We start from the raw sequence: 26,476 nt of genomic DNA on the forward strand, positions 1-26,476 counted from the left end.
GATGAAAAGCTCATTAAGCAGGACTTGCTTTTGCCTTCATATCAAATGTACCACCCTCTGTTACTGTAACTTCAGATAGGAACCTAATATAAAACTGCCTAGCATCTCCAATAGGTATAGTTCCAGGGAAAGGTATTTCGTCTACAGGTACAAAAGGATTGTTTGATAAACTTAATTGGACTGTAATCCCCGGTTTAACTGTAGGTGGATCGACCCAAACCTTCATATCTTTAACAGGAAAATCAGCATTATTCTGCAACCATACTGGATAAGCCTCAGAGGTACTACCCGCTACCAAAGTTCCATATTCTAAATATCGTAAAATATTACCTGCTTCATCAGTATAGTACAGGCCTATTTCATTTCTAAAACCTAAAATCGGAAGTTTTGGTGGGATGTGTTTTATTAATACGGGATCTCCATCTCGATTTTTTTCATCGAATGCCCAAATATTCACGAAATCATAGGCACTGTATGTGGAAGGATGTCGGATTTCTGGTGTATACTTACCGACAAGTGAATTAAAACTGCCTGCGCTAGTTCGATTACTATTATAAAAACTATTGTCAATTGTCCAACCTGTGATAAAATGTGATGGGCTAACTGACTCTCCTCCATAATTGGAATCAATTGTCCAGTTCCTTAAACATGAGTATGATGCATACCCCGTGATGACTACCCTGGAAATGGTTACTCCCCATACCCCATCCCCACCTGAGGAATTATAGTAAGCAGCTTTTCTTACATGGACTCCTCCAACTACTCCCGCAGAATTGGAAGCTTTCCTCATATCTGCATGAATTACACAATCCTGTATTTTAATGTCTTGACTAGTTTTATAAGCACTATTTATATAGGAGATATTTCCAATAACTCCTCCAATCAAACCACTGATTTGATCAAAAATACCTGATATAGTACATTTTGATATTAGAGCCTTATTATCCCCAGTAGTACCAACAATCCCCCCAAAATAGCCACTATGTTGCTGCATAGGTGCATCAAAAAGGCAGTTTTCAATGGTCGCATTGTTACCTATAATACCTACCAGCCCCCCTGAGCCTTTTCCGTTACCCGTATTAGCAAAAACTTTATAAGTAAACGAATTGAATACCTTTACACTTACATCAATTAATTTAGAATAATCACCCATTTTACCTACCACAATACCTGAATTATCACCAATTTCCATGTCTACATCAATAATAAAAAGGTTTTTTACAATGGCAGAATTAGCTAATTCACTGAATAATCCAACATTAGAAGTTGAACGTCTATACATGTACAGGTTACCTATAGCCTTATTATTCCCATCAAAAGTTCCTTGAAAAATATTAGCCCACCAGCCATTATTATTATTACTCATTCCCATTCCAATTGGTAACCAACCATAACCCGACTTAGGATAGTTTAATACAATATCGTTTTCCATGCGGAAATGTTTATCAGCAAAGTGACGGACTTGTTCTAAGTCAAATTGATTATAAATGAGGAACGGATCCTTTGAAATTCCTTTACCTTTTTTAAACTTAATAAATTTTCTATTCTCAGGATATCCTTTATTTACTTTATAATCGCCAATATGCCAATAATTCTGATAATCAAACGAGTATGAAGAAGCCTTTTTCATGTCTGCTTCATTAAGTGCAGTGCCCCCACCTTTAGCTACTCCACCTTGTTTTGTAAGATTGTAGTAGCAAGTATATATGCTGCTTCCTGAACCTACAAAACCACCATGACTTGAAGCATTTTTAGCAACTGTTAAATCAGTAACAGAACCTGTTGAGAAACATTGAGATACAGATCCACCATTAACAGTTCCTACAAAACCACCACAGTTATTACCTGAAGACATCACATCAGCATGACTGTAGCTTCTAAAGATACTCCCTGCATTTTGGTAGCCAACTAAACCTCCTGTATGACCAGCAGAGCTCCCCTCATTTTTAACTGTTCCCGAAATTACGGCACAATCTTCAACATCTCCATCAGACTTTCCTACTAAAGCACCTACCATTGATCCATTGGCCACAATATTTACATTAACTAATCGAACACGCTTAATAGTTCCCCCGGTTTGTTCACCAAACAAACCCACATTAGATTGGGTACGATTAATATATAAATCTTTAATATCATATCCCGCACCATCATAGTAACCTTTAAAGCTAGTAATTGGAGCAAAACCGGAACCAGTTTGATAACTGGTCATAATAATATCCTTTGTTTGTGTGTAGTAAGCACCTGAATTACTTCGGACATTAGATAAATCTTTTTCATCTTCAACTAAATAAGGACTAGACTGGGTACCTCCCCCACCAGAAAAATGGTCAACATATATATATGTCTTACCTTTTTCTTTTACAAAGTATGGTCTTGCTTGATTCTTTTCTGTCTTTTGTTCAATAAAGACAATTAAAGGATTTCCATCTTTGTCCGGATCAGTAGCAATAAATACTTTATCATAATCATCCTGAGGTAAAATAATCACACCACTTGTTTCAGATGCCCCGTCTACCCAAGTAAATTCCCGTGGCAAATCAATACCTGCTTCAGAAATTAAATTAGATAAATCGCGAACACGTTCACGACTTCGTACAGAAATACCTGTAGGATCATCTGTATCTAAAATTATTTCACTGTCCAGATGAACTTCTTGAAACGTTGAATATATTAGACTTAAATCTTCATCACTTACTACATTTTCAATATCACACCATTCGTTTTCTACTAAGATTTGAACAGGTATATTAAATGTTTTTAAGTGAACTTTCTTATCTATAACTTCTATTGTGTAGTTTCGTATCGTTTCAGAATCTTTTACTACACTCCCATCCATGTTATAAGACGTACCATAAAGGATATTTAGAAGTTGATCTCTTGTTAACTTTACTGAATGATCCAATTCAATTCACCACCTATATTAGGTTCAAGAGGCGCTTTAGTTTCAAAAGCTACTCGTCCATTATTTACTATAATCACTTTTCCATCTAATTTCTGATCAGCTACCATTCGTAAATTAATCATGGCAGGTTGATTAAGTGGAAGTTTTACAATGGGCTTAAAATGAAAGTTAATACCTTCTACATTAATATTCGTTTTATAACCTAAGCTGTAATGAGTGATACGATTCGATAACATTCCGTTTCCCTGAAAACCAGCTACAAGTCCTGATGCTTCTGCATCTTTAAATGTGATAATATCGTTAATGTCATACTTAAAATCACCATTTAAAGGTATAGTTTTTCCATCAAACTCATAAAAGAACTGAATGCGATGACCTGCTATACTGAAAATACCATCACGTTCAAAATAAATTTTATTACCATGACCAATTAACCCGAATCTGAAAAGCTTATTTCTATCAATCTTATAAAAGCTATTCTCTTCTTTTGTATTAAAATCAAATTCTGGGAGATGAGTACCGTCAGGATACTCAGCCACCCAGATAAAATCCTGTGCCACAGGAGAATGTGTATATTTATCATTTTGTAAAATCAATTTGCTTCCCCCTACCTCATTGCATTGAAGTAACTATTTTTTATACGTACTGATATGCAACACGTGTTAAGAATGCTACGTTTCCTGCTGTCGCGTTACCTGGAACATTGGCACGAAGGATAACTTCTGCATAGTTACCTTTTGCACTAGTTTTATTACCATCATTTTTAACACCTAAAATTTCATTTGCATTTGGAGAAAACGTACCATCAGTATTCGTTGAATTTCCTCCTGCTTGGATTGGATGAGTAGAATTACCTCCAATAGGTGTACGACCAGTTTCAGCTGCCGATGCAACAGTCACCTCAACCCATTTATTTGTTACTAACTCACCCGTATTACCCCCTGCACTATCTTTTGTCGTAATAGTACAGTTTGTCATAGTAGATAAATCTGTTGTTCCCGTAAAGTTATTCCAAATTAATACTCCAAAATCAGAGGAAGGTGTTCCTGCATCAATGGTCCCAATATTCCAAGACGGTACAGCTCCTGAGTTGTCTTGTTTTCTCCAATTCACTTGTGGTGCTGGCATATAAATGACCTCCTAATTTTTATTTACACTTTAATTATCGCTACATCTCTTTATAAAGTTGTGATGAATTATTTATTATTCTTCGAGAGCTAATTCAACTACCAACTCTACAGTAATATCTTTTACGCCCTTACCTACCTCTTTGATATTGATTCTAAAGTGATCATCACGATTAACAGCTAGTTGTGACGGTTTAAAAGAATATGGTGTAGAGGACGTACGATTAGATTTGCTCTTTCCATCAATAACAAGTTCATCAGCAAGAATGCTATGCCAAATAGGTGTTGTATCATATGAACTTTGACTGCATCTTTCAATGTCAATACACGTTTTTGATTCTCCCATTGTGCCGCACGTTACATACGCATCAATTAACTCTCCCTCATAAGGGAAACGTAATTCTGTACGAACAATACCTACTTGTACAATAGATGGCACAACAAATACCATCACTTTATCGTCAAGCTTCCGTATACGCCTGTTATTGAGATGTGCTCTATTGTAAGCAATAAAATCCATAAATTTATCCTCCTTATAAATCGAGGTATGCACTGTCATTATAAGAACTTTCCATTGGAAATTAACAAAGGGATAGACTTAGCTATCCCCTCGTACTGTTGTCTTTAATATTCTTCTAGTTGCAGGATCATATGAAAATTCCCTTGTAACCTGTTGAGATAGACTTCCAAGACCATCTGTATAATATACAGTCTCTGTTTTCAATTCACCCTTTACCATAGGTGCCTCGTTCTCATAATACGTAAACTCTCGAATAATAGTATGATCTCCCGTGATAATTTCACGAATAATTTGACCTCTTTCGTTATATTCATAATCTATATCTACACTAGAATTTCCACCGTACACCAATTCTAACTGGCGTTGTATTTCATCTAAACGTGCATCTAATGAAATATGAGGCTTATCACTCTCTCTGAATTGCCGAGCATCATATACTTCCTTTTGTAAGTCATAAAATTGCGTTCCACTAATAGTAGCTTGCCCCCTACTACAATATTGGTTTTTATAGACTTCTATGTACACCTCATCACCAATTTGTAGCTGTATAGAACGCTCTTCATTTTTTGAACCTACACCTAAATGGATGTGATAATCATCCAGCTCAATATAATCAACTCCGCTTAGTAAACGCCGGCCATTATAATACACTTTTAATAACCCTTTATTAGGTTCATAAGTATGACCAACTGGTAAAATAGGATTTGAGGTACCATATGTTTTCACGAAATCCTGATCAACAACGTGTAATATTTCATCCCAATCTTTTGTGATAGGACTATATCTATAGAGCTTCATTCTTGTTCCCATTTAGCCACCCCTTATTCGTTTCTTATTTCCAAGAAGAAGTGTGAAGGTCTCATCTGTTGTTTTATTTTTTCAGGATCGGTTGTATCGACCCTAGCAATTCTCACCCAAAAATCCTTTGATTCTCCTTCATGTAACGTTCCTATTCGTATTGTTGTATCTTCATATTGATTAGGAGTACCGTTGTTGTCTGTGGCAAGATCACACCATTCCCAGCCAAACTCTTTTTTATAAACAGCAATCTGAATTTCAATATTCTCCGCTACATTTCCCGAAGTATCGTTTAAGACAGTCAATTTTTGTTCAATTATGTCACTTTTCAGTGCACCTTAATGTGTAGCTTTTGTTTCACTTAACTCTTGGCCTTTCCATTTGACTTTTAAGTTTGTACCTCTTAAAAACAAATCTCCGCCGTACATTTCAGCGTATTCTTTTTGTTCATCTATTAAAACATACTCACCAGTCTCACTCTTATCGTAAACTCTAATTTTCCCCTTAAAAGGAATGGTAGGTAATTCAATCTCTATACCTGAATATCCATCTGGAACTATTTGAGTAGTTACAACATTTCTTTCATAATCAATAAGCTCAACTTTATAAAAGCTATTTAAATTACCAACACTAATATTAGTACCCTTACACAGGATAACCCTTTCTACAATAAGGGGTGTATACCCATCCCTTGGCGTACCTTTTAATACAACTCCAGCCATAGCTGGATCGATACAAATTGTTGAGTCAAATAGCTCCCACGCATTTCCTCGCTCTGCAAAAAAGGTCCACAGATTTTGTTTTTTTACTGTTCTCCAAATATTATAGGTATTCTCATGAATGCTATCTTCACTTTCCAAAAACTCAACTTTCTCAAGAGCGTTCTTCCAAATAACAAGACCACCTTCATCTCCCAAATATTTTGGTGTATAGTTCGAATGCACTTGTAGTAACAATTCATCTTCATTTTGAGGAAGAGAAAAAAGAGCATTTGTACTTCTATCAGTAGAGTTGTGTTTAAGTACTAATTGTTTATCAGAATCACTGTACGTATAAGAATCAGTAGGGGATACGATCCAACGTGAATCAAGTGTTTCAAAATTATCGTCAAAAATAAGTCCAGTCTGAACCCTATGAATGCTCAATAGTAACTTCCTCCTATCGCGTCTTCTTGATATTCCAACCATTCCATGCAGGGAATGGTTTACCCATAATGAGCCATACTTTATCCTTTTCTTTTTCATCCCATGGCTTATCTGGTTCAGGTAATCCTATACCTGTATCATCTTCATCAATTACATTCATTTCATGCTGTCTTTCAATATTTAAATCCACTTCATTTTCTATCGAAATTATATTTGAATTCGAATGCATTCCCTCATCAATTTCATCGATAAATCCATAATTCCCTTTATTAATATTTAACAATTCATCATCTTCTATAGACATTGTATTTAATATTAATTTTTTCGTTGTAGTTTCACTATCTATTGTGATATTTGAAGCAGAATTAATGTTTATCTGTTCTTCTTCATCAAGTATCATTATAGTTTCATTACTTGAACTTCCCTCTTCTTCTTGGAAAATCCTTATTTTCTTCTTATTTACCTGTTCTGTTTGCATTTCATCTTCTATTGTCATTTTTCTATTTTTACGTAATATTGTTTTATCAAATTGTTCTTCGATAACATCTAAGAATACATTACATTCTGCTAAGGTACTTTCTTCTACCTCTGTATCTACATGAATTCCCAAAATTGCCATTTCATTATTGTTTATAATTGAATCTGTTTCTTGACTATTACTCGCAAAATCATAGTGATTTATAGTAGTTTCGAAATTACTTTCTGAACCTGCAAACTCTATTTCTTCTAATGTTGTTTCTCTATTATTACCACTATTTACGAATTCAATTGTTGCAATATCCACTTCATTTGATGCATGGTGATCTGCTAAATTCGCATCTATAACTACAGTGTCTATAGTTGCACCCATTTCACCTTTAATAGTAGGATCAATAATTGACTCATAAGTATCTCCCAAACTCATAAGAGCCCCATCAGTAACTACAACTCCAATTTCATTTGTTTGATTACCTGAAACTGTATCTTCAATGGTAGCATCCTTTTCTTTCCCTACATTGGTTAGTACTTGATTGTTCATTTCAATATCAAATATATTAAACAGATGAGCTAAATGTTTTCTTTCTACTGCAACGTGGACTTCACTTCCACTTAATGCGTTTTCTACATCTTGTATCATTGTTTCATATTCTTTATGAATAATTAATGGTTCTACCTCTTCTATTAACGTTTCATAAGTCTCTCCTACTATACCTTCTGATACATAATCCAATAGAATACCATTGTCTTTTTCAGCCATATTTGACATTGTATTTTCCTTATAGACAACACTATCAATTATCCCATCAGATTTTGCTGTACTTAGATTAATGAGGTAATTTTCCTCTTCACGAAGATTTTGAAATGCTCTATCGTCACTTTGCATATACACTTCTAGCGTATCTTCCAGATTCATATCTAGTAATTTATTGACGTGTAATTCTTCTTCGCGTTCAATTTGGTCTGCTATCTCACCATTTTGCACATACGTTTCTAGTGTTTTTTCAAGATTCATGCTTAGCGGTTTATCGACATGCAGTTCTTCTTCACGTTGTAATTGGTCTAATCTATCCATACTTTGCACATGTATTTCTAACGTTTCTTCCAGATTCATGCCTAACAATTTCTCTACTGTTGTTTCTTCTTCGCGTTCGATTTGTTCTGCTATTTCACCACTTTGCGCATACGTTTCTAGTGTTTTCTCCAAATTCATACTTAGTGGTTTATCGACATGTAGTTCTTCTTCACGTTGTAATTGATCCAATCTATCCATACTTTGCACATGCATTTCTAGCGTTTCTTCCAGATTCATGCCTAACAGTTTCTCTACAGCTGTTTCTTCTTCGTATTCAATTTGTTCTGCTATCTCACCAGTTTGCGCATACGTTTCTAACGTTTTTTCAAGATTAGTGCTTAATAGCTTCTCGACATGTAGTTCTTCTTCGTTCATTCGTTTTGCTTTATTACTATTTTGTACATACGTCTCTAGCGTTTCTTTTCTATTTTCATTTTGTTCTGCCATATTACCGCTTTGCACATACGTTTCTAATATCTTTTCATGTTTCGAACTAACTAACTTCTCAATATATACCTGTTCTTTATGATCAGTTTGATCCGCTCTACTACTATCTAATAAATACAAGTCTCTTGTATTATCTAGAACAGCATCAATTAGATATATTTCATTCAGCTCTTCTTCTCGTTCTGCAAGCGCTGCTGAATCGTTATTTTGAATATAGGTTTCAACTATATTTTCTAATTCCAATCCAATTAGATTATCAACATGAGCTTTTTCTTCTCTCTGTATATCATCTGCTATCATGTTGGTTGATACATCAGTATTCAATACCTTTTCACTTTTAGCATCTAAAAAATTCACTAAATTTATTTCTTCTTCTTGTTTCAATTGATCTACTACATTACTATCTTGAATATAAGATTCAAATATCTTTTCAAGTTTTGAATTGATTAGTGTGTCTTGCTGAATTTCCATGTTCTTTTCGGGTTTATTTACTACACTTTGTTCTTCTACATAAAGTTCTAAATTCTTCTCTATCTCCCCAAAATCTCCATAGTCATTCAAAATATCAACTACGATTTCTCTTTGATCACTTAAGGTAGTTGTTGAAATAAATGTGTCAAATTCTTTATCTAGGTGATACTTAATTTCATTTTCTATAGTTACCTCATAATCAGCTACACTATTTTCAACAGAAATATTTTGTTCAATTTTTGTTTCATTTGTTTTTTTCTTTTCACTCTTTTTTACTACATGTGTAACCACTACATCTTCACATTGTTCCAACACACTTGAAGAAAAACCATCTATTTTAGCGTCCTTTAATAAAGAGTGAGTTTGCATTGTATTTAACTCGTTAAGTTCAACATCTATCATATCCTCATTGCTAAAGGCCTGTTCTATAACTATTAATTCCCCTTTAAAAGCATAACGATTAGCGCCATTCTCTAAATTATTCAAATGGCCATTTTGAATCTGGAATGTTTCACCGGAATTTATAACAACCTTTTCACCAACTTGGTAATTTCTATCTCCACTAAGTAGATTTAACTTTTCTGCTTCACGAATAAATTCTGTGCTATCCAATAAAGTAGTAACATTCGCTTGATAATGACTACTAAAGTTACTATTTAATACTGAATCTTCAAATCCATACTTAAATGATTTGCTTTGTGTTTTTTCCATATCCAGTGACTCAGAACCAGAATGGTAAACCTGACCTAATTCGAATCCTGATAAATTATTTTGAACATTTTTATACTTATCTGCAATGATAAATTTCTCACTATTCTTCGTATACTGATAAGATTTACTATCTTCCATTCTATGAATTAGCTGTTTTACAGACTTGAAAGAGGTACTACCAATATACTGACTAAAATCATTCAAAGTATAATTCACATTTGCCCTTGGTACTGTCATTGAATCTACTCTTACGTCTGAAATATTCTTACCTGCACCTAAACCCTGAATAATTACATCATGTACGTTTTGTGTTTCATCTAATGAAGCTTTCTGATTCATTAATCTATAGACTTCACTCGCTTCACTTAATGCAGCTATATGAGACACACCCTCGTAAATTTTAGGTTCAATATACGCCTCATATACATCAAATGGGACTAATCCATATAAATGATAATTCCCTCTACTATCCTGAGAAACGTTTCCTTCTAATGCAATTAAAGATCCTGTTTCCGTATTTGCAATCTTACTTGATAACAGCTTATTTCCATTACTCATTTCACGCTTTTGTAGAAAACCTAAAATTCCTTTATAGGATTCACCTATATCTCCTAAATTCAGAACGCCTTGAATTGGTGTATCTTTTCCTTTTAATATTCCTTCATCATGATAACTTGTAAAAATAACTTTAAAGTTCTCAATCTTATTGGGCTCTTTCCCAAATTCACTTAATTTGTTACCCTTATCCAATTGGCTATAGAGAGCATCCCAAACCACTTTTAAAAAATTAGCTTTTGCTATTTCTACAACTTTCTCGCCATATTGTAAGGTTAGTAATCTTTCTCCCGTATTAATTTTCCCACTTTTAAATAATACATCTGCTAACTCTTTTACTTGATTATGACCAAAACTCGGTAATAACTCGAGTAGTTCTAAATTAATATTTTCTCCAATTAACTCTTTCAAAAAGCCAAAATCATAAGAATTCCTTTCACTATAAACCCTCTTATTACTTCTCTTAAATTCAAATGGAGTTTCTGTATCATTCATCGAATTTTTACTAGATTTCAAGTCATATTTGTTTAGTTTCTTAACTAGATTTGTGTTTATTTGACTAATAACCTCTCCAAAATAAGCGTAAAAATCCTTATTCTCTGTTATTTCTATTAAATCCCCTTGTCGTGCACTTTTATCCCCTCTAGTTAATGCTTCTCCTACCTCCGCTATATAAATAAGACTACCTTTTTCTAAATTTAAATTGGAGCCTTCAAATATAGTTTTGTAATCAGCTAATACAGAGTGCATCGCACCAGCCGCTCGTTTCACTTTTGTACCCATTTTCATATCATCTAAAGCTAACGCACTATACCTATTCCAAGGATCAAAAGCCAATGGGACAACATCTAGATTAGGTACATTTTGATGACGATTGAACCTGAATACATATCCCTTTTTATTATAAAAAAGGGTAGTGAAACTGAGTAAATAATGCTTACTGTTACTCATTTTCCACCACCCACCTTTCGACAAAGTAAGACTTGCACCGTAGTATTCGGTACAAGTCATGACTTAGTTGCGGTTATTATAAATTTTCTTTTAAGAAACCAAGTCCAATAGGAGCATATGGAGTCATGTTCGCTAAACGGAAAGGTGTTCTAGGTGTATCTGCTAAAGTGTAACGATATGTTTGGGCGTAATTATAAGAAACAATCACTTCTACGCGATCTTTTGGAGCATCACCCAAAATTAATCGTTTGGTAGAACCATCTACTGTAAATTTCCCAGCAGTTGGAGGTGTATCTGCTTTATATTCAACATAATTCGCTTTAGTTAACGTATTACATCCAGCTGAACTTACTAAGCGAACTTCAAATTCATCATCGATTGTAGGTCTATGGAATAAATGAAACTCTTTGATTGCTCCATCTCCTGTACCTACTTGCTCGTTTTCAGATCGTTCTTTTACTTCTAATTCATCTAATTGTGAGATATTTTTTGGATGAATCGCATAAACTTCATCTAGTCTACCCACATAACCATCAGAAGGATGAACAATATACATTGGCGAAATGTGATATTTATTAGAATATACAGACGGATTAAAACGAGACTCATGGCTTGGATCTACGTCAGCATCATGAGTGATAAATGCTAAGTAATGTTTTTGATACATTGCCCCGCCAACAGTTCGCTGTACAAGTACAGAACTATTACCGTTAGATGTATTTACACCATAGTCAACTACACTACGTCCTAATTTCATACCCGTCTTATATTGAATCTCATCATCAGAACGAGCTCCACCAATAATTACATTATTCATTCGAGGAGTCTTACCAATTGTCGATAGACGTCCAATATATAATGGTGCAAAGAACGTACTTTCAGGATCCGGCGCAGGATCTAAACGGAAGTAAGAAACGATACGGTCCTTTGTAATATTTCCCCAATAATAAACTTGAGAATCTCGTCCCCATCCTAAACCGATATCATTTTGCGGAATAAACGATACGGCTGTTGGTAATGAAGGATACACAAAGCGAACTGCATCATAAGCGGCCCCCATAAGTTCTGTTGGAACTTGCGGATTAAACTTATTTACTTCAATATCTCCATAACTACCGTTTGCATCTTTTACATATTCTAATTCATAGTCAGCGAATAATGCTAACGGCTCAGTTCCTCCTGAAAACGTTACTGTACCGGCCTCATGGTCCACAGTATAATCAGCGGAATCAAGGGGTACTGTTCCAGTTAATTTATCATAGAACTTATATGAATTCTCGCGGATACGTTGGTTCCCTTTCTTCATTTTAAAGCTAAATACTCCACCTTTTTTGTCTTCTAACTCAGCCAAGTCAGGGCGTTCAGAACGTAAAATAAATCGAGTAGGGATAAATCCTTCAAACGTAAAGAACCATAAGCGTTTTACTAGATCCGGAGCATTATCTGTAAGCGAGTATGTAGAAAGAACCTTACCTACTTGACTATCATTGAATGTTACAGTCCCTTTCTCTCCATCTATTAAATACTTTGTTGTAGCTTGGTCAATCATTGAACCATCTTCACGATATAAAATTACACTAGAAGGAATAACTGGTTTAACCATAAATTCAAATACTGTCTTTGTTTTTTTGGCCCCACTAGGAGTTACATCCTTCATTTCACCTAAAAATGTATCTTTTGAAATTACAGGTTCCTCTCCAAGCTTTCTCACATTCCCACCATAACCTGTGGTGAATCCAAAGTAGCGATGTTGTTTATCGCTACCTTTCGATTCAAATAGAAAAGTTTCAGCAAAAGTTTTTCGGTATGGATCCTTCTTTCCATTTGCATCTGTTAAAGGCGATACCGCACGGTATTTCCCTAAAGTACTCCATCCTCCCGCATTAAACAACTTCTCTAAATCTAAAGGTAGAAGTTGCACGGACAAATCTACATCGAAAAATCCATCTGTATTAATTAATGACATATTGGTCACCCCTTCTATATTTATTAAGAAACCTCTATAGGTGTTGCAGTAATACCTACAGATTCGTTACCGGCTGAATCCACCGTAGTAATTTTGATCTCAGGTTTAAATCCTGTGTTTAATCCCATTAATCTGTAATAAGTTGTTCCAGTAATTCCAGTAGCATAGATTTTACCATCTAAGTAGATATTGACATGCTTTAAATCCTTATCTGTAGGAAGGTCAAATTCTACATCAATAGTCTGTGACTTTGGACTTAATACTTTAGTAATCTTCACTTCTCCTGGAGGAGTTTTATCATTCTTATTGTCATGAGGAACTTCATTTGGATTAATGTCCTCAGAATAAATCCCCAAACCTACAGGACGGAAAGGTGTAACAGGTAGCTTCGTTAGAGGAGATACCGCACCTATACTATGTGGTTTATACATTTCATAAACCTTTTCCGGACAATTTTGTTTTGCAACGCGTAAATTCGTTGCACTCATTCCTTGTGAGTTAAACCCGATTGCTTTATCTAAATATCCCCTCACACCCTCTTCAGGATGAACTACATAAATTCGAGAGGAGTGTACTTTATCTGAGTATCGGGAAGTATTAAATTGATATTTATAATTGTTAGTTTTTTCAACAGGATTATATGCTCTCGGATATTTCTTACCAATTTCATCTACTCTATTTGGTGGTAGCTGGTTCGAAGGTGCATTCCATGAGAGATAGTGAGCCTGATAACGTGCACCAAATCTAGAACGGGAAACCATTACAGAATCTACACCATTTGAAGAATGATGTGGATATAATTTAAGTAAAGGATAAATCGTTTCGCCAACAGTTGCGCCAGGATCATCAAAATCAAATAAAGATACTACATCTTCATTCTTCACTCGTTTGCTAGCGTTATTAGTCGATAGACGAGCAATTGTCGCACCTGTGTCCCAATAAGGTGCACGCATGAATGTTCCTAGTTGCGCACGTTCAACAGTTAAATATTTACCTTTTTTCTCAATAAGTTTAACTACCTCTGTACCATTAATCGTTAACAACGCTGGTGCCTCAGGTAATTTTGTTGCATCATTTACATAAAGGATTGTATCGCCAGGCATAATTTTCCGCCAAGAAAATGTAGTTTCTTTTCTAGTTGAATCCACACGCTTTACAGGTGGAATAGTTCCTGAAAATAATGCATAGCCTTCATCTTTATCTCCATCTAAAGAATTTACTTTACCGAAATATAGCGGTATAGTCGGAACCAAATTCTTCTCCCAAACAGGGGCTGTATCAGCTTGAAGAACTAGGAAAAATGTTGTGCTATCAATATGACCTTTGACACGAACTTCTGAATCTGTCCACCAGTTCGTATGCCATAAAGGATCGTTTATATGCTCTAAAAATTCAGCGCGCAATGTAGTCTTAACAATTGGTGACTGCATTACACGAGGATCAGCTTTTTCAATTACCGCTTCTTGCATATCAGTATCCCAACGTGTTTCTAACACTTCAATATCTAGTGCTGAACGTATTACATGGAAAGGAGAAGCTGATAATAATTTTTCTTCATAAATTAAGTCTTCTGGATCGTAGTCTCTATCTTCTACATGGTAGTTTCCTTCAAAATACTCATACCACCACTTAGACCAGTCATCTCTATCCCTATCTCTGTCTTGCTCAAAGGATGTACCACCCATACCTGGCATAGTAACGATAGAAACAATACCATCTTCTTTAACAAGATTAGAGTTTGGTAACTTCTCTAACATATAGAAATACAAGTTTGTTCTTGTTGTATTATCTACATACTTTTGTTTAATCCATTCATCCCAAGTAGGCTTCATTTTAAAGTTAGGATCATTAGGATCGGTATCATCGTGAGGTCTACGAATAGGCTGTTTTTTTTCATACTTGTACTTAAGAGGGAATTGGCTAATTGTCGCAAAACCTAGCAATTTCCCATCTGCATTTCTAAAAATGGTATGTCTTGCAATTGCATAATTGACTTGATCCGTTCGGCGATTGTACGCCCTAGTATCTACCGCAGCTTTATAAAAGTTCCTCACTAACGTCCAACCGTTATCAATTAACATTTGTGCAAATACGTCCTGCAAGTTATCTTCTTCAAACTTAGAGGGATAATCCTGAGGAGTTGAATCAATATATGGCATCTCATCACCCACTTCATCATTTTATTTTAATAATAGGTTAATTAGTTTTATAAATAGCAATTCTTCTATGTCATGTATATTATAGGTAGGTACCTTTCTTTCATAACATGTAAGTTGCATTACTACATTACGTTCACAGATACTTCAATACCTGCAGATTCATTACCTTTCATGTCTACAGAAACTAGTTTAATTTTTACACCATTTCCTTTTGTCACATTTTTAATAGTATATGATTCTACTTCAGTGACACCTGTTGCATACTTCATACCATTTACGAAGATGTTAACCGTTGAGAGCTCCATATCATTCGGATTTGTCCAAGTAAGTAATACAGTTCCTTCTTGTGGATTTGTAGCTTTTAGGTTAGAAACATTAACTAGAGTCTTATTCGCTGCTGGTTTCTTAGAAGTATTTAGTGCTTCTTTGTACAACCCTAATCCCATTGGTCGAAATTGTGTGGATGGTCGCTTCGTTAGTGGTGAAATTGCACTAACTGGGACACACTGATATACATCAAAAACCTTTTCTGGACAACTCTCTTGACGAATTCTTAATTCACTAGATCCCATATTAATGGAATTAAATCCTACAGAGTTCTTTAAATATCCTCTTACTCCTTCTTCTGGATGAATCAGATAAATAAATGAAGTTTGTACTTTATCCGAATAACGTGAAGGATTGAATTGATAATTATTAATTCGTTCCCATGCTCGTGGGTATTGTTTATTACCTACTTCAGATACACGCTTAGGAGGCATATCTTGTGCAGGTGCATTCCAAGACAAGTAATAACTTTGATAACGAGAACCTAATTTAGTACGACTCACCATTACAGAGTCAACACCATTAGATGGATTAGAAGGATATTTTTTCAGGACAGGCATAATTTGACGCCCACCTTTAATCTTAATATCATCAAAGTTATAAGCAGCAACGCCATTTGTATCAGTACCTTTTGGAACAGTTCCTGCGAATAATGCGATAGCAGGATCACCTTCATCTATTGCTTCAATATCGCCAAAGTAAATCGGTACAATAGGTACGACATTATTTTCCCACATTGGTGTATTATCCGTTTGGATAATTAAGAAAAGACTATTACTGTCAATATGTCCTTTAATATTAATTTCCGAATCAACCCACCAATTTGTATGCATATAAGGGTAATCAATATTTTCAAGTAATGGTGAACGTAGAGATGACTCTACAATAGGCGACTGCATCACAACAGGATTCGCTTGTTTTACAAATTCTGAACCAGCACTTGTAGATTTAAAATCAATTTGTGTAACTTCAATATCTAAAGCCATTTGAAGTCGTTTTTCATCTGCACTAGAGCCCGTTCCCCATGGGGTAAATAATTTATCTCCCTCTTTTACATCTGGTAATTTTTCCAACATATAAAAATAAAGAGATGTATTTACTTTTCTTTTTTCAAATTCTTTGGCCATATAGTTAATAAGGGCCTCTTTTTCAGTAGCTGTTGATTTAAAAGCATTGTAATATGGAATCCCTTTATCATGAGCAGTAAACTCCTTCCAATCTGCAACTACAGCAAAACCAAACAAATCACCTCGTGCATTACGTAGAATAATATGATTGGCAACTGTAAATTTTTCATCATGCCTTCCTTCTAAAGGATGATCTGTAACATAATAAGACCCTGTTACAGCTTTTTTAAACTCTACTACTTTGGTCCAGCCGTGTTTAATCAGTAAATCCATAAAACCGTGTTGTAAGTTACCTTCACGAACCTTATAAGGGGAAAGTGCAGGTGTGCTATCAATATACGGCATTTCTACACCTCTCTTTCTATTAATTAAGGACGAGATTTTACCCGCCCTTATTCTGCAACTTAGTTATCGTTATGAGTAGGTAATAAGTTGCAACTAATTACTTAAATTCATTATAAGTAGTCTTTTTATTCTGTTAACAACACTCATGTCTAATTAATAATTTCAGCTTTTAGTTTTACATCCGAAGGTACACTACTTCCACAATAAAGGGTATAACTCCACCTGCTTCCTTTATCTTGACCATCATTCATTACTACTCTTAATTCCCCATCATCAGGTTTATAATAAAAACCAAACGGACTTCCTTCTTTTTCCATTTTACGTGAAGTATCATAAATTAATTCATTATTAACAAATACTCGCATCCTATCTGGTGCAGAGAAGAAATCATATTCAACATAGCAGATGCCCTCTTCACTTACAGCATGAATATATTCCCCATATCCCATGCCACCCTGTGCCGTTTGTCCGCATTTTAGTACATTTTCACCTGGTTTCTCACCTTCGCCTTCTGGCTTTCCACCTTCACCTTCTGGTTTTCCGCCTTCGCCTTCTGGTTTTCCACCTTCACCTTCTGGTTTTCCACCTTCGCCTTCTGGTTTTCCGCCTTCGCCTTCTGGTTTTCCGCCTTCGCCTTCTGGTTTTCCGCCTTCGCCTTCTGGTTTTCCACCTCCGTCTTCTGGTTTTTCAGGGGGAATATTTTTTGAGATAAATTCAATATTCACTATTTTTTCGCAAACTCCAAAACCATAATCAACGATAAATTTAATTGAATATACTCCTGGTGAACTACTAGTAAAAGTGTAATTTCCTGTCTGCATGACTTTAGGAGGGGTTTGAACAAGTACACCTATATTAGAAGCTGAACTATTTTGTCCATGATCTAAATGAAGAACAATTGAATCTCCTACATGTGATTTTAAAGAAGGACCAGTAATGTTTAATTCACAAATAAATTCGCCAATAATAGTCCCCTCAGTTATACATTCTTGTCCATCGTTATACGTTACAATAAATGTAACTTTATATACGCCCTTATTAATAACTTTAAATGTTCCATTCCCAAGACTCTTTAAACCATTCTTATCATAGTTCGTATCAATGCGTAGAATACCAGATTTATTTGTGTGTACAAGCGAGAATGTAACAACCTCTCCTACTACCTTATTAAATTGTGATGTAATTAAATTTAAACCACAGCTACTAATTGGGATATCATTAATAATCTGTATTTTTGAAGGCCTTGAAATTGGTTCTAATACAGGAGTCTCTATTCTTTTAAAACAACCCGCATCTTTTAACATACCTATACCTGCCATTCTAAAATGGGTAGAAGGCCTTTTAGTAAAAGCTGAGTCCCCCTCTACAATCGTCACGTAATATTCATCATTATATTCTGATTTTTTGTTATCCTTGCCCGCATCATCAGAATCATGACCATCTTTTTCTGGAGGAATGCTAGGCACCAAGTTGTCCCATTGAAAAGGAACCCTTAAATGCATTTCTTTTCCTAACCCTGTAATTACTTTTATCCAGACTTCATAAATGCCTTCTTTAGACATATTCATAAAGTCGTACATAGGTGTACCATCACCTAGGTCTTTTTGCGTAAAAGCAATTCCTTTAACTTTCCTTAATTCATGGTTTACTTCATCATCCTCTAAAGCAATTACTGCCCCAGCTTCTCCAATTTTATAGGGTTCCTCTATTAAAAGCTGATCTTTTTCTCTTAAAAATCTGATATATGCTGTTACTTCAACGATATCAGTATCTTTTAGGAAATAAACATCAAGGTAAGATACACCATGCTTGTTAATATCTATGGTAAGTGGCCCATGAGAATGATATGTAATTACGTCATCTACGTCTTTAAAAATGTACCTCGATGGTAAATGCCTCCATCTAATTGAATGTATAATTGGTAGTGAATCAGTTCCTTTAAACCCTTTATTTTGCGGTACTGATAAATTAGGAACGGGAGTTAATGCCATATCAAAATCACCTCTACGCTTTTATAATTTCCACGGTAAAGCCTTGTAATTCTAAGTCTCTTTTAAAATATTCCATAAGATATAATTTATTAGATTTATTGATTGTTGGAGGATTTTTTCCGCTCTTTGTAATTAATTTATGTGGAATCCCCTTAATTTCTCCTCTAAACCTTATTCCAGTTTGAACATTCAAAATATTATCCAAAGATTTTACAAGAGATTCATTATTACCGCTTACTCTGACTTGATGTTGAATATCACCTTCATTATCAATAAAGGCAAAATCTTCTCCTCTTTTTATCTTAAGAATCATTATATTTTACCTCCTACAGTTTTGGATCAATACCCATTTCTTTTAATTTATTAACTATAAAATCGTGTTTATCTTTAAAATTTCTAGCTAAAAATTGTCTATTAATGATATACATCATAAAGGCCTCAGCAAAATCTTCGGCCGGGCTAAAACATCCATAATCTGATACCGGAGCAAGTTTTCCATTATCTAACGCTGTACCCGGCGAGCTTTTCGTTAGTTCATTAAATGAACCATCAATATTCTCGATCCACCCACTAATATTTAACCATTCTTGCATTTCATGTAGTTTTTCACCTAATATGTCATATCCATAATTAGATAATGCATGACCCATCTCATGTACAGCTACTTCTGCGGCAACATAAGGTATATAATTATCATCAGTCATATCCTGTAAATAATATGCTTTATATTCTCCATCAACAACATGACTGCCAAAACCTATGTTAGGTTTTATATAGTCATATGGGCGATGTGCCTTGGCAGCTGAAATATTATAAAGCAGCACCTGAGGTTCAAAGTTAACTAGAGAACGAAAAGAAGATAAAATATTTTCCTTTTTCCCATTACTATGCATGGCTGTAGCAAAACTATCCATTACCCAAGCTCCAACAAGACCTGTATCATCTTCGTTTTCAATAAATACATTATTAAAGTCAATCCAATCATATATAACACTTGGTACTTTCTTAATTAAAGGAAGCATTTTATCTAAAATATCGCCCTTTAAAAACCCCTCTGAACCTGGGAAAAATAAGACAGGTTTATTGAGTTTAGCCGACATAAATACTGAGGCTTTTTGCAATTCATTTAAACAAGGTAAATTTGCCTTTCCCCACTCGTTAAAATCTAGCCATTTATCTTGTAAACTATAACCTTCATCTTTAATATCTTTTAAGGTTTTCCATAAAAATTTATGAAAATCTTCAATTTTTATTTTAGAGTTATCCAAATGATACTGACTTTGAGGCTCCTGTAAATAATCTAACCAATCATTTCGCCCCTCCCAGAACGATTTGCTTAATTCCTTTCCAATACCATCTGTGCTGTTAGCCAAATAATCTTGCGTAATAACAGAGGGATTCCAATAAGTATCATCTACTGCTGGTGCCTTTACTGACCCATCGCAATAATAAGAAAATTTATTACCTATATCAGAATTGGAATTAGAATTATTGGTTGAATCTCCTAAATTTACATGAAGATTATTCAGTTTGCTTGTACTCTTAGCAATTCCCCACTCTAATTTAGTAGATTCTTTAGGTACCTCAGGTTGATATTGAGATTCATTACATTCTTCACACCAATAAGGGAACACTAATTTCTCACCTTCAGAAACATTAATAACGGGCAGAAGTACGATATTAGGAATATACCCTAATACACCATCTTCAGGATGCATGACTGTTGCGCGAGATGTATGAATCTTATTACTATACCTAGATGCATGAAAATCGTATTGATAGTAACCATATCTTAAATAATTCCATGCCCTTGGGTACTTACGAGCATATTCTTCCTCTTTCTCGGTTCCTTGTGCATTTTTGACAAGTCTTAATTCTTCACGAGTAGGTGGCATTAGATTAGGTGGCACGTTCCAACGTAAAAAATGTTCTTGATAACGTGCTCCATATTTTGTTTTTTTGATCATAACGGAATCTACTCCGTTTGACGGATGGTTTACATAATTTCTTGTGATAGGTTGTAAAATTTCAGTTTTAGTCTCTATACTATCGAAATCAAAAAATTCTCCTACTTGCCTACCTCCAAGCATAGCGATTGGTGTTTCATTTTTCGAAGATGTATTTTTAGATACTAGATTTCCAAAGAAAAAGGGAATTAAAGTCACCATATTATTTTCCCAGCTAGGAGCTGAATCTACTTTTAATGTAAAAAATGCACTTGTCTCATCAAATACACCTTTTAGCTGAATTAAAGAGTCCCCCCACCAATTCGTATTAGTTCGATAATTCAACTTCCCTATGGAGGCAACTAGATCACCTGTATCTCCTTTTAATTGCATGGTAATAATTGGTGATTGTTTCATACTTTCATAGTATTCATCTTCACCGTAGTACTCTATATCCATGCTATCCCTAAATATATCCAAACCATGATTTTCACTCATGATAGTAACTGGAGCAAGTTCACCACTAGGTGATACATAATGCGTATATCCAGCATACGTGTCTAGTGTGTATGAATAAACAGTTGTATAGTCTACAGATTTTCTATAAAAATTAGAAATCCATTCTAAGAAACCTTCTTTTTCTCTAGGAATATCTTTAGTGTTAATTTTCACAGCCCCTGTTGACTGTGCGAATGCTAAATACTCATTATCCCACCTACGCATAATCATATGCCGAGTGATGCATAACATACCTTCTCGAGATTCAAAAGGGGGTAGATATCCCTTTTCTCCTTTTACAAATAACCCTTTTTCAAAAGTAATTTTATATAGATCTACTTTTGGAACTTGATTGTTAAAATTCTGCCACCAGTAATTACCTGATTTATCTTTAAATCTTCTAAATACTTTATCAAACATATCATCTAAAAAATTATCGTGTCTTAATGTTTCCTCTACCCAAGGCATTTATATCCACCTCTCTTATTTGTTGGGATTATCCCTTAAACATTGAAAGTTTATCCAAACATATTTCGATTGCCCACCTTTATTATCAAAGCGGAATGTAATTGGGGTACCTGCTTTTACTGTTTTCACAGCCATTAAATAAGCACCTTCTGGTAAATCCTTCGTATAAATTTCATCAAATACGTAGTTATTTTTATGATCATCTCCAATAAACAAACTCCAATTATCAAAGGAATGATATCTAGATGCTCCTACAGCTACGGAGACCAGCTCAATATCAAAATCAGGAATAAATTGAATATCAAAGTGCCCTAAAGTACCTAGTACCTCTAAAATTTTCCCCTTTATATAAGGAACTGTTTTGGTAGGCATAAATGGATAATCTAAACGTCCACCACCCAATCTACCTACTCTATCTATTTCCCCTCCAACTACTACATTTGCTCCAAAACTCATGTAGGACCTCCTCTCTAAATTTCATCTGTTATCTTTGGTCCGAGTTCCACATTAACATCTACAGGAGACGATGGATTATATCCATCAGACCAACCATCTGGAGAGATTTCAATTTCTTCATTAGATGCATATCCTATTTCTGCATAGTCTACATAATCCTCTACTATCACTTCTTCATAATTACTATATTTACCGTTATAAAAATCAGATGGATTTTCATATTTAGACGGCATAGAATCTTCTTCGATTTCGTCCTCACTCCAGCCCCATTCCGAGTCAAAATACATGAGTTTAACCTTTTTAAAATTACCGTAATCATTTTCCCTTATAATCTTTGCAACAACTTCTTGGGATTTACCAAACCACTCTGTTTTTATAGAAACTTCTGTAATCATAATATTGTTGATGTACTCATAATCTTGAATTTCATCAGATACAGATGGATTGAGCCCACGGACTAAAGAAATTTTATCTAATGCACCATTTCGATAAATAATTCGGATCTCTTTAATTACATGATTAGCTATTAAATTTTCTGTTTCCCTTATGACTTCAAATGACTCTACTTGCCATTGAGAAGAATTCAATGTTGTTACACCATTGTCGTTATCATTATTGAATAGCGGCCTAGTAAAATGGTGTCTTGTTCCCTTTCCTTGATTAACTTTTCTATTGATCATATCAAGTATTGGATATACATCATTTACGTTCATATGGCTCTTTTGCGCCATTTTCCCACCTCGCTTTCCATAGCATTATAAGAAAAAACAAGGAGATTCCTAACGTTCTGTAGGAATCTCCTTGTTTTTTTAGCTATAATAATTCTCTTTGTCATGCCAAGTAAATTCTAGGAAATTTAACATACCTTCCTTATTTCCAACAAGTCGGTTCCCTTTTATGACATAATACCCTGCATTAGAAGTATTACTATCATAAACATAACAACCATCTAATAACTCTATCATTGGATTTCCTTTAACAACGGCATTAAAAGTACGGGCTTGTCTTTTCATATCAAAAAATAATTTGTTCGAGATATCCTCTTTGGTTCCTCTTGCATTTGAACCAAATCGCTCATCAATCCAATCAGCAACAATCTTAGCCGTTCTCATATTACCCTTTGTAGATATAAGAAGATCTTTATCTACAAAATGCTCAATTTGCCCACCATTACCAACAATAATAAGATGATTACGTATACGAGAATGGTCAATAGAAGTAGAAAGAGAATATAAATTCTCACCATCTATAAATGACCATTTTGCCTCACTTGCATTAATTTTACGGATATTTTCCAATCTAAATGTTCCATAACGATCACAGTAAGAGCGATACATAATATCTCCAATCACTTCATGAACCGCATCAGATGCTCTTGTACCTTCTAAAAAATCTATCGCCTGTACATAAGGATTTTTATAACCTTGTGCATCTTTTACAGTTGCTATATCTTTTTCGACATATTGTTGACTTTTAGTATCCCAGACAACTGTCTTTTTCCCACCTCTATCGATATCAATATAATACGTTTCTTCAATAATCGCATCAGCATATCTCAAATCATCTTCATGGATTCTCCATCCAATCATTCCTGCCTCATTTACGATATTATGAATAATAGATGATTTAACCCACATGGTTACTGGTTGTTTTTCATCACCATGTATCTCGTCTCTACGAGGAAAAGTTAGAACCCTATCAAAAACATGTTCTTCTAACATATCGTACATATCTACACAATTAATAGTAATTGTTTTTTCATCAGAATTTTGCTCAATCTCTCCCCTTATACGTCCTGTAAAAACTCTTACTAGGTTTTCACCATAGCCTGCATAAATACGTACTGGGGTAGCTTCACTTAACACATGCCTGATTGCACCATTCTCATAATATGACATCTCTGCTTCTCTTAAATTATCAGGGAAGACATTGGCTCGTTCATATGTAGGAGAATAAATACCATGTTTATTGTCTAAAGTAATTCTTGCAGTTGCGACTCTGGCGTCAAAATGGCTATTTATCTCCCACTGTAATACATCTTGGTCTACTGTAAAGGTTTTATCGTATACAAATGCCCCTGTATCAACCCATACATCACGTTTACGAGCCTTAATTCTTTCATCAACATATTGTGCACCGTATTGAGTTTCAATTTCCACTAGCTTAAAGCATTTTAGTCCAAATACAGCCTCACCACTTACATTATTTAAGGAGAAATCTAATATATGTGAATTGGTCCCTTGTATATCACTTGCAACCCATTTTGCATAAACTGGAGGTTCATATGTAGGTTGTGTTGTATTGTTCTCTTTTGTATATCGTTTTACAATCATTCCGTCATATGTAACCGTTACGGAATCTCCTTCTTTAAGATCTGCATAGAAAGCATATTCATAAAATCCATCTGAAGAGAAGTTATGTTTATATCCAAAATCTTCAACTGCTCCTTTGGCAATATTCTCATTAAAACCTAAATACTTTTCACCTGTTGACCAAGCTGTAAAATGGGTTATGTTCTCTTGTCCATGCCAATTCCCATCCAGATTTGCATCCTTATCAAAGCACTTATTAAACTTAATATTTTGGGTAATGGTCATTTGGGGTGGTGGTTGACTAACAACACTTCCATTTCCTGTACTATTATCATTTCCGCCCGTATTACCGCCTCCATTATTATCTTTACCGCTTGGTGCTACTCCTAATTTTTGAGCACCTGTTAAAACAGGATATGGATCAATATGATTATTTCCACCATAAATCCATTCACCTTTCCAAATTTCAAAGTGTAAATGGGCGCCATAAGATTGACCTGTATTTCCGACTTTCCCTAAACGTGTTCCTGGAGTAACTAAATCACCTTTTCGAACCTGTAAAGAATTATTTTGCATGTGGGCATAAACTGTCATATATCCATTATCATGTTGAATCATTACACAATTACCATAAGATGTACTTTTATAAGCCTTATGTACATGTCCAGCCCAAGCCGCTACTACCCACATACCATTAATTTTACCTTGGGATGTATGTATAATATCAGTACCCTTATGCCCTGAACGTGCACTCCCGCCCTTATGTTTCATATGGTGTGAAGATACTTTCGCACCATTTCCAAATGAAATTCCTTCAACAGGAAAAGTAGCACCGGATAACGCACTAGAGCTTGCATTATGAACTTCTTTCCTTTGTTCCTCAATTGTATAAATCTCAGCTTTCTCACAACCACAGTCTTCTTCCTTCTTGGAAACATTTAGATTTGTAGAATGCTTTGGAAACAGATTTTTATTAATAATAGAACCAGATTCTTTACAATGCCATTTTTTTTGACTAGATTCACCAATAATTCTATCAAAATAGCTTTTTACAAGTTTTTTCCAATTAGGTCCATCTGCTGACCATTTCCACTTTTTATATCCTTTATCTCCACCTTCATGGAAATAATCAACATCACTAGCATCCATATATCCATTGGAAATTTTTGCGTATCTGCTCCTCATTGCTTCGGAAAAACGTTTTGCAGCATACTTGGCTTGGGTATCTATCCCTTTATATTGAGGATCGCATGAACCCGGGCAACCATATCCTACTATATAACTTCCTTTTTCAGGTTTCCCTTGTCCCAACGTTCCAAATCCTGTTTCATGCTTTGCTACAGCTAATAGAAAGAAATAAGCAACATTGGGACACTTATAATGTTTTACCCATTTATTTAAGGCACATTTGATATACTCAAATCTATCCCCTGATTCTCCACCTTTTGTAACAGAACTTGGCTCAGCACCTGCTACTGGTGTTGTTAAAGTTGCCTCTGCTGCCTGATGCACAATAGATGCTTCTCGAATTCTGTCCCAAACTTCAAACTTATTTTTCATTCCTGGTACATAGGCCATTTTGTCAAATTCAATAATAACCCTAGGTTCATGACCTAAAGCATTAACTTTTCTCATTACGTCATTTAACAACTGAGGCGCAGGAGTTCTATGATCAAATACGTTCGGCATACCTTATCCC

At 34.9% G+C, this 26,476-nt stretch carries 17 protein-coding genes; all 17 read right to left on the reverse strand.

The annotated features are described in order from the left end of the window. Positions 1-13: 13 nt before the first annotated feature. Positions 14-2,905, reverse strand: coding sequence for a halomucin (locus ACS2CR_RS10230; RefSeq protein WP_153602487.1), 2,892 nt, complete (start codon positions 2,903-2,905; stop codon positions 14-16). Next, positions 2,890-3,501 (reverse strand): hypothetical protein, encoded by a 612-nt coding sequence (locus tag ACS2CR_RS10235; protein ID WP_000602965.1) that lies wholly within the window; start codon positions 3,499-3,501, stop codon positions 2,890-2,892. Before ACS2CR_RS10235 ends, ACS2CR_RS10230 begins: the two co-directional genes overlap by 16 nt. Before the next feature lie 40 nt (positions 3,502-3,541). Continuing rightward, positions 3,542-4,033, reverse strand: a complete 492-nt coding sequence (locus ACS2CR_RS10240) for a hypothetical protein (protein ID WP_001111329.1) — start codon at positions 4,031-4,033, stop codon at positions 3,542-3,544. 75 nt (positions 4,034-4,108) lie between these two features. Further along, a complete protein-coding gene (locus tag ACS2CR_RS10245) occupies positions 4,109-4,552 on the reverse strand; it encodes a hypothetical protein (protein ID WP_006916875.1) in 444 nt (147 codons plus the stop codon). 78 nt (positions 4,553-4,630) lie between these two features. Further along, a complete protein-coding gene (locus ACS2CR_RS10250) occupies positions 4,631-5,362 on the reverse strand; it encodes a hypothetical protein (RefSeq protein WP_153602486.1) in 732 nt (243 codons plus the stop codon). A gap of 11 nt (positions 5,363-5,373) precedes the next feature. Further along, a complete protein-coding gene (locus ACS2CR_RS10255; protein WP_003281434.1) occupies positions 5,374-5,655 on the reverse strand; it encodes a hypothetical protein in 282 nt (93 codons plus the stop codon). A 33-nt stretch (positions 5,656-5,688) separates the two neighbouring features. Further along, positions 5,689-6,495 carry a hypothetical protein gene (locus ACS2CR_RS10260; RefSeq protein ID WP_309567989.1) on the reverse strand — a complete coding sequence of 269 codons (807 nt, stop codon included), beginning with the start codon at positions 6,493-6,495 and terminating at the stop codon, positions 5,689-5,691. Positions 6,496-6,508: 13 nt separating this feature from the next. Then, complete coding sequence (locus ACS2CR_RS10265; RefSeq protein WP_053514179.1) at positions 6,509-11,182, reverse strand: hypothetical protein; 4,674 nt, start codon at positions 11,180-11,182, stop codon at positions 6,509-6,511. A 76-nt stretch (positions 11,183-11,258) separates the two neighbouring features. Continuing rightward, a complete protein-coding gene (locus ACS2CR_RS10270) occupies positions 11,259-13,148 on the reverse strand; it encodes a hypothetical protein (protein WP_053514180.1) in 1,890 nt (629 codons plus the stop codon). A 23-nt stretch (positions 13,149-13,171) separates the two neighbouring features. Further along, entirely contained in the window at positions 13,172-15,307 is a 2,136-nt protein-coding gene (locus ACS2CR_RS10275; protein ID WP_001146341.1) for a hypothetical protein, read from the reverse strand. A 122-nt stretch (positions 15,308-15,429) separates the two neighbouring features. Beyond that, entirely contained in the window at positions 15,430-17,106 is a 1,677-nt protein-coding gene (locus ACS2CR_RS10280; RefSeq protein WP_001146340.1) for a hypothetical protein, read from the reverse strand. A gap of 149 nt (positions 17,107-17,255) precedes the next feature. Continuing rightward, entirely contained in the window at positions 17,256-19,097 is a 1,842-nt protein-coding gene (locus ACS2CR_RS10285) for a hypothetical protein (protein ID WP_053514181.1), read from the reverse strand. Between the two features lie 13 nt (positions 19,098-19,110). Next, on the reverse strand, positions 19,111-19,410 hold the full coding sequence (locus ACS2CR_RS10290) for a hypothetical protein (protein WP_000601027.1): 300 nt from the start codon (positions 19,408-19,410) through the stop codon (positions 19,111-19,113). A gap of 13 nt (positions 19,411-19,423) precedes the next feature. Continuing rightward, positions 19,424-22,009 carry a hypothetical protein gene (locus ACS2CR_RS10295; RefSeq protein ID WP_053514183.1) on the reverse strand — a complete coding sequence of 862 codons (2,586 nt, stop codon included), beginning with the start codon at positions 22,007-22,009 and terminating at the stop codon, positions 19,424-19,426. 15 nt (positions 22,010-22,024) lie between these two features. Beyond that, positions 22,025-22,465 (reverse strand): hypothetical protein, encoded by a 441-nt coding sequence (locus ACS2CR_RS10300; RefSeq protein WP_000007798.1) that lies wholly within the window; start codon positions 22,463-22,465, stop codon positions 22,025-22,027. A gap of 14 nt (positions 22,466-22,479) precedes the next feature. Then, on the reverse strand, positions 22,480-23,196 hold the full coding sequence (locus ACS2CR_RS10305) for a hypothetical protein (RefSeq protein WP_153602485.1): 717 nt from the start codon (positions 23,194-23,196) through the stop codon (positions 22,480-22,482). 78 nt (positions 23,197-23,274) lie between these two features. After that, on the reverse strand, positions 23,275-26,466 hold the full coding sequence (locus ACS2CR_RS10310; RefSeq protein WP_153602484.1) for a M23 family metallopeptidase: 3,192 nt from the start codon (positions 26,464-26,466) through the stop codon (positions 23,275-23,277). Positions 26,467-26,476 lie beyond the last annotated feature (10 nt).

The sequence above is a fragment of the Bacillus cereus group sp. BceL291 genome (assembly GCF_051776705.1).
GTDB classification, from domain to species: Bacteria; Bacillota; Bacilli; order Bacillales; family Bacillaceae_G; genus Bacillus_A; species Bacillus_A cereus.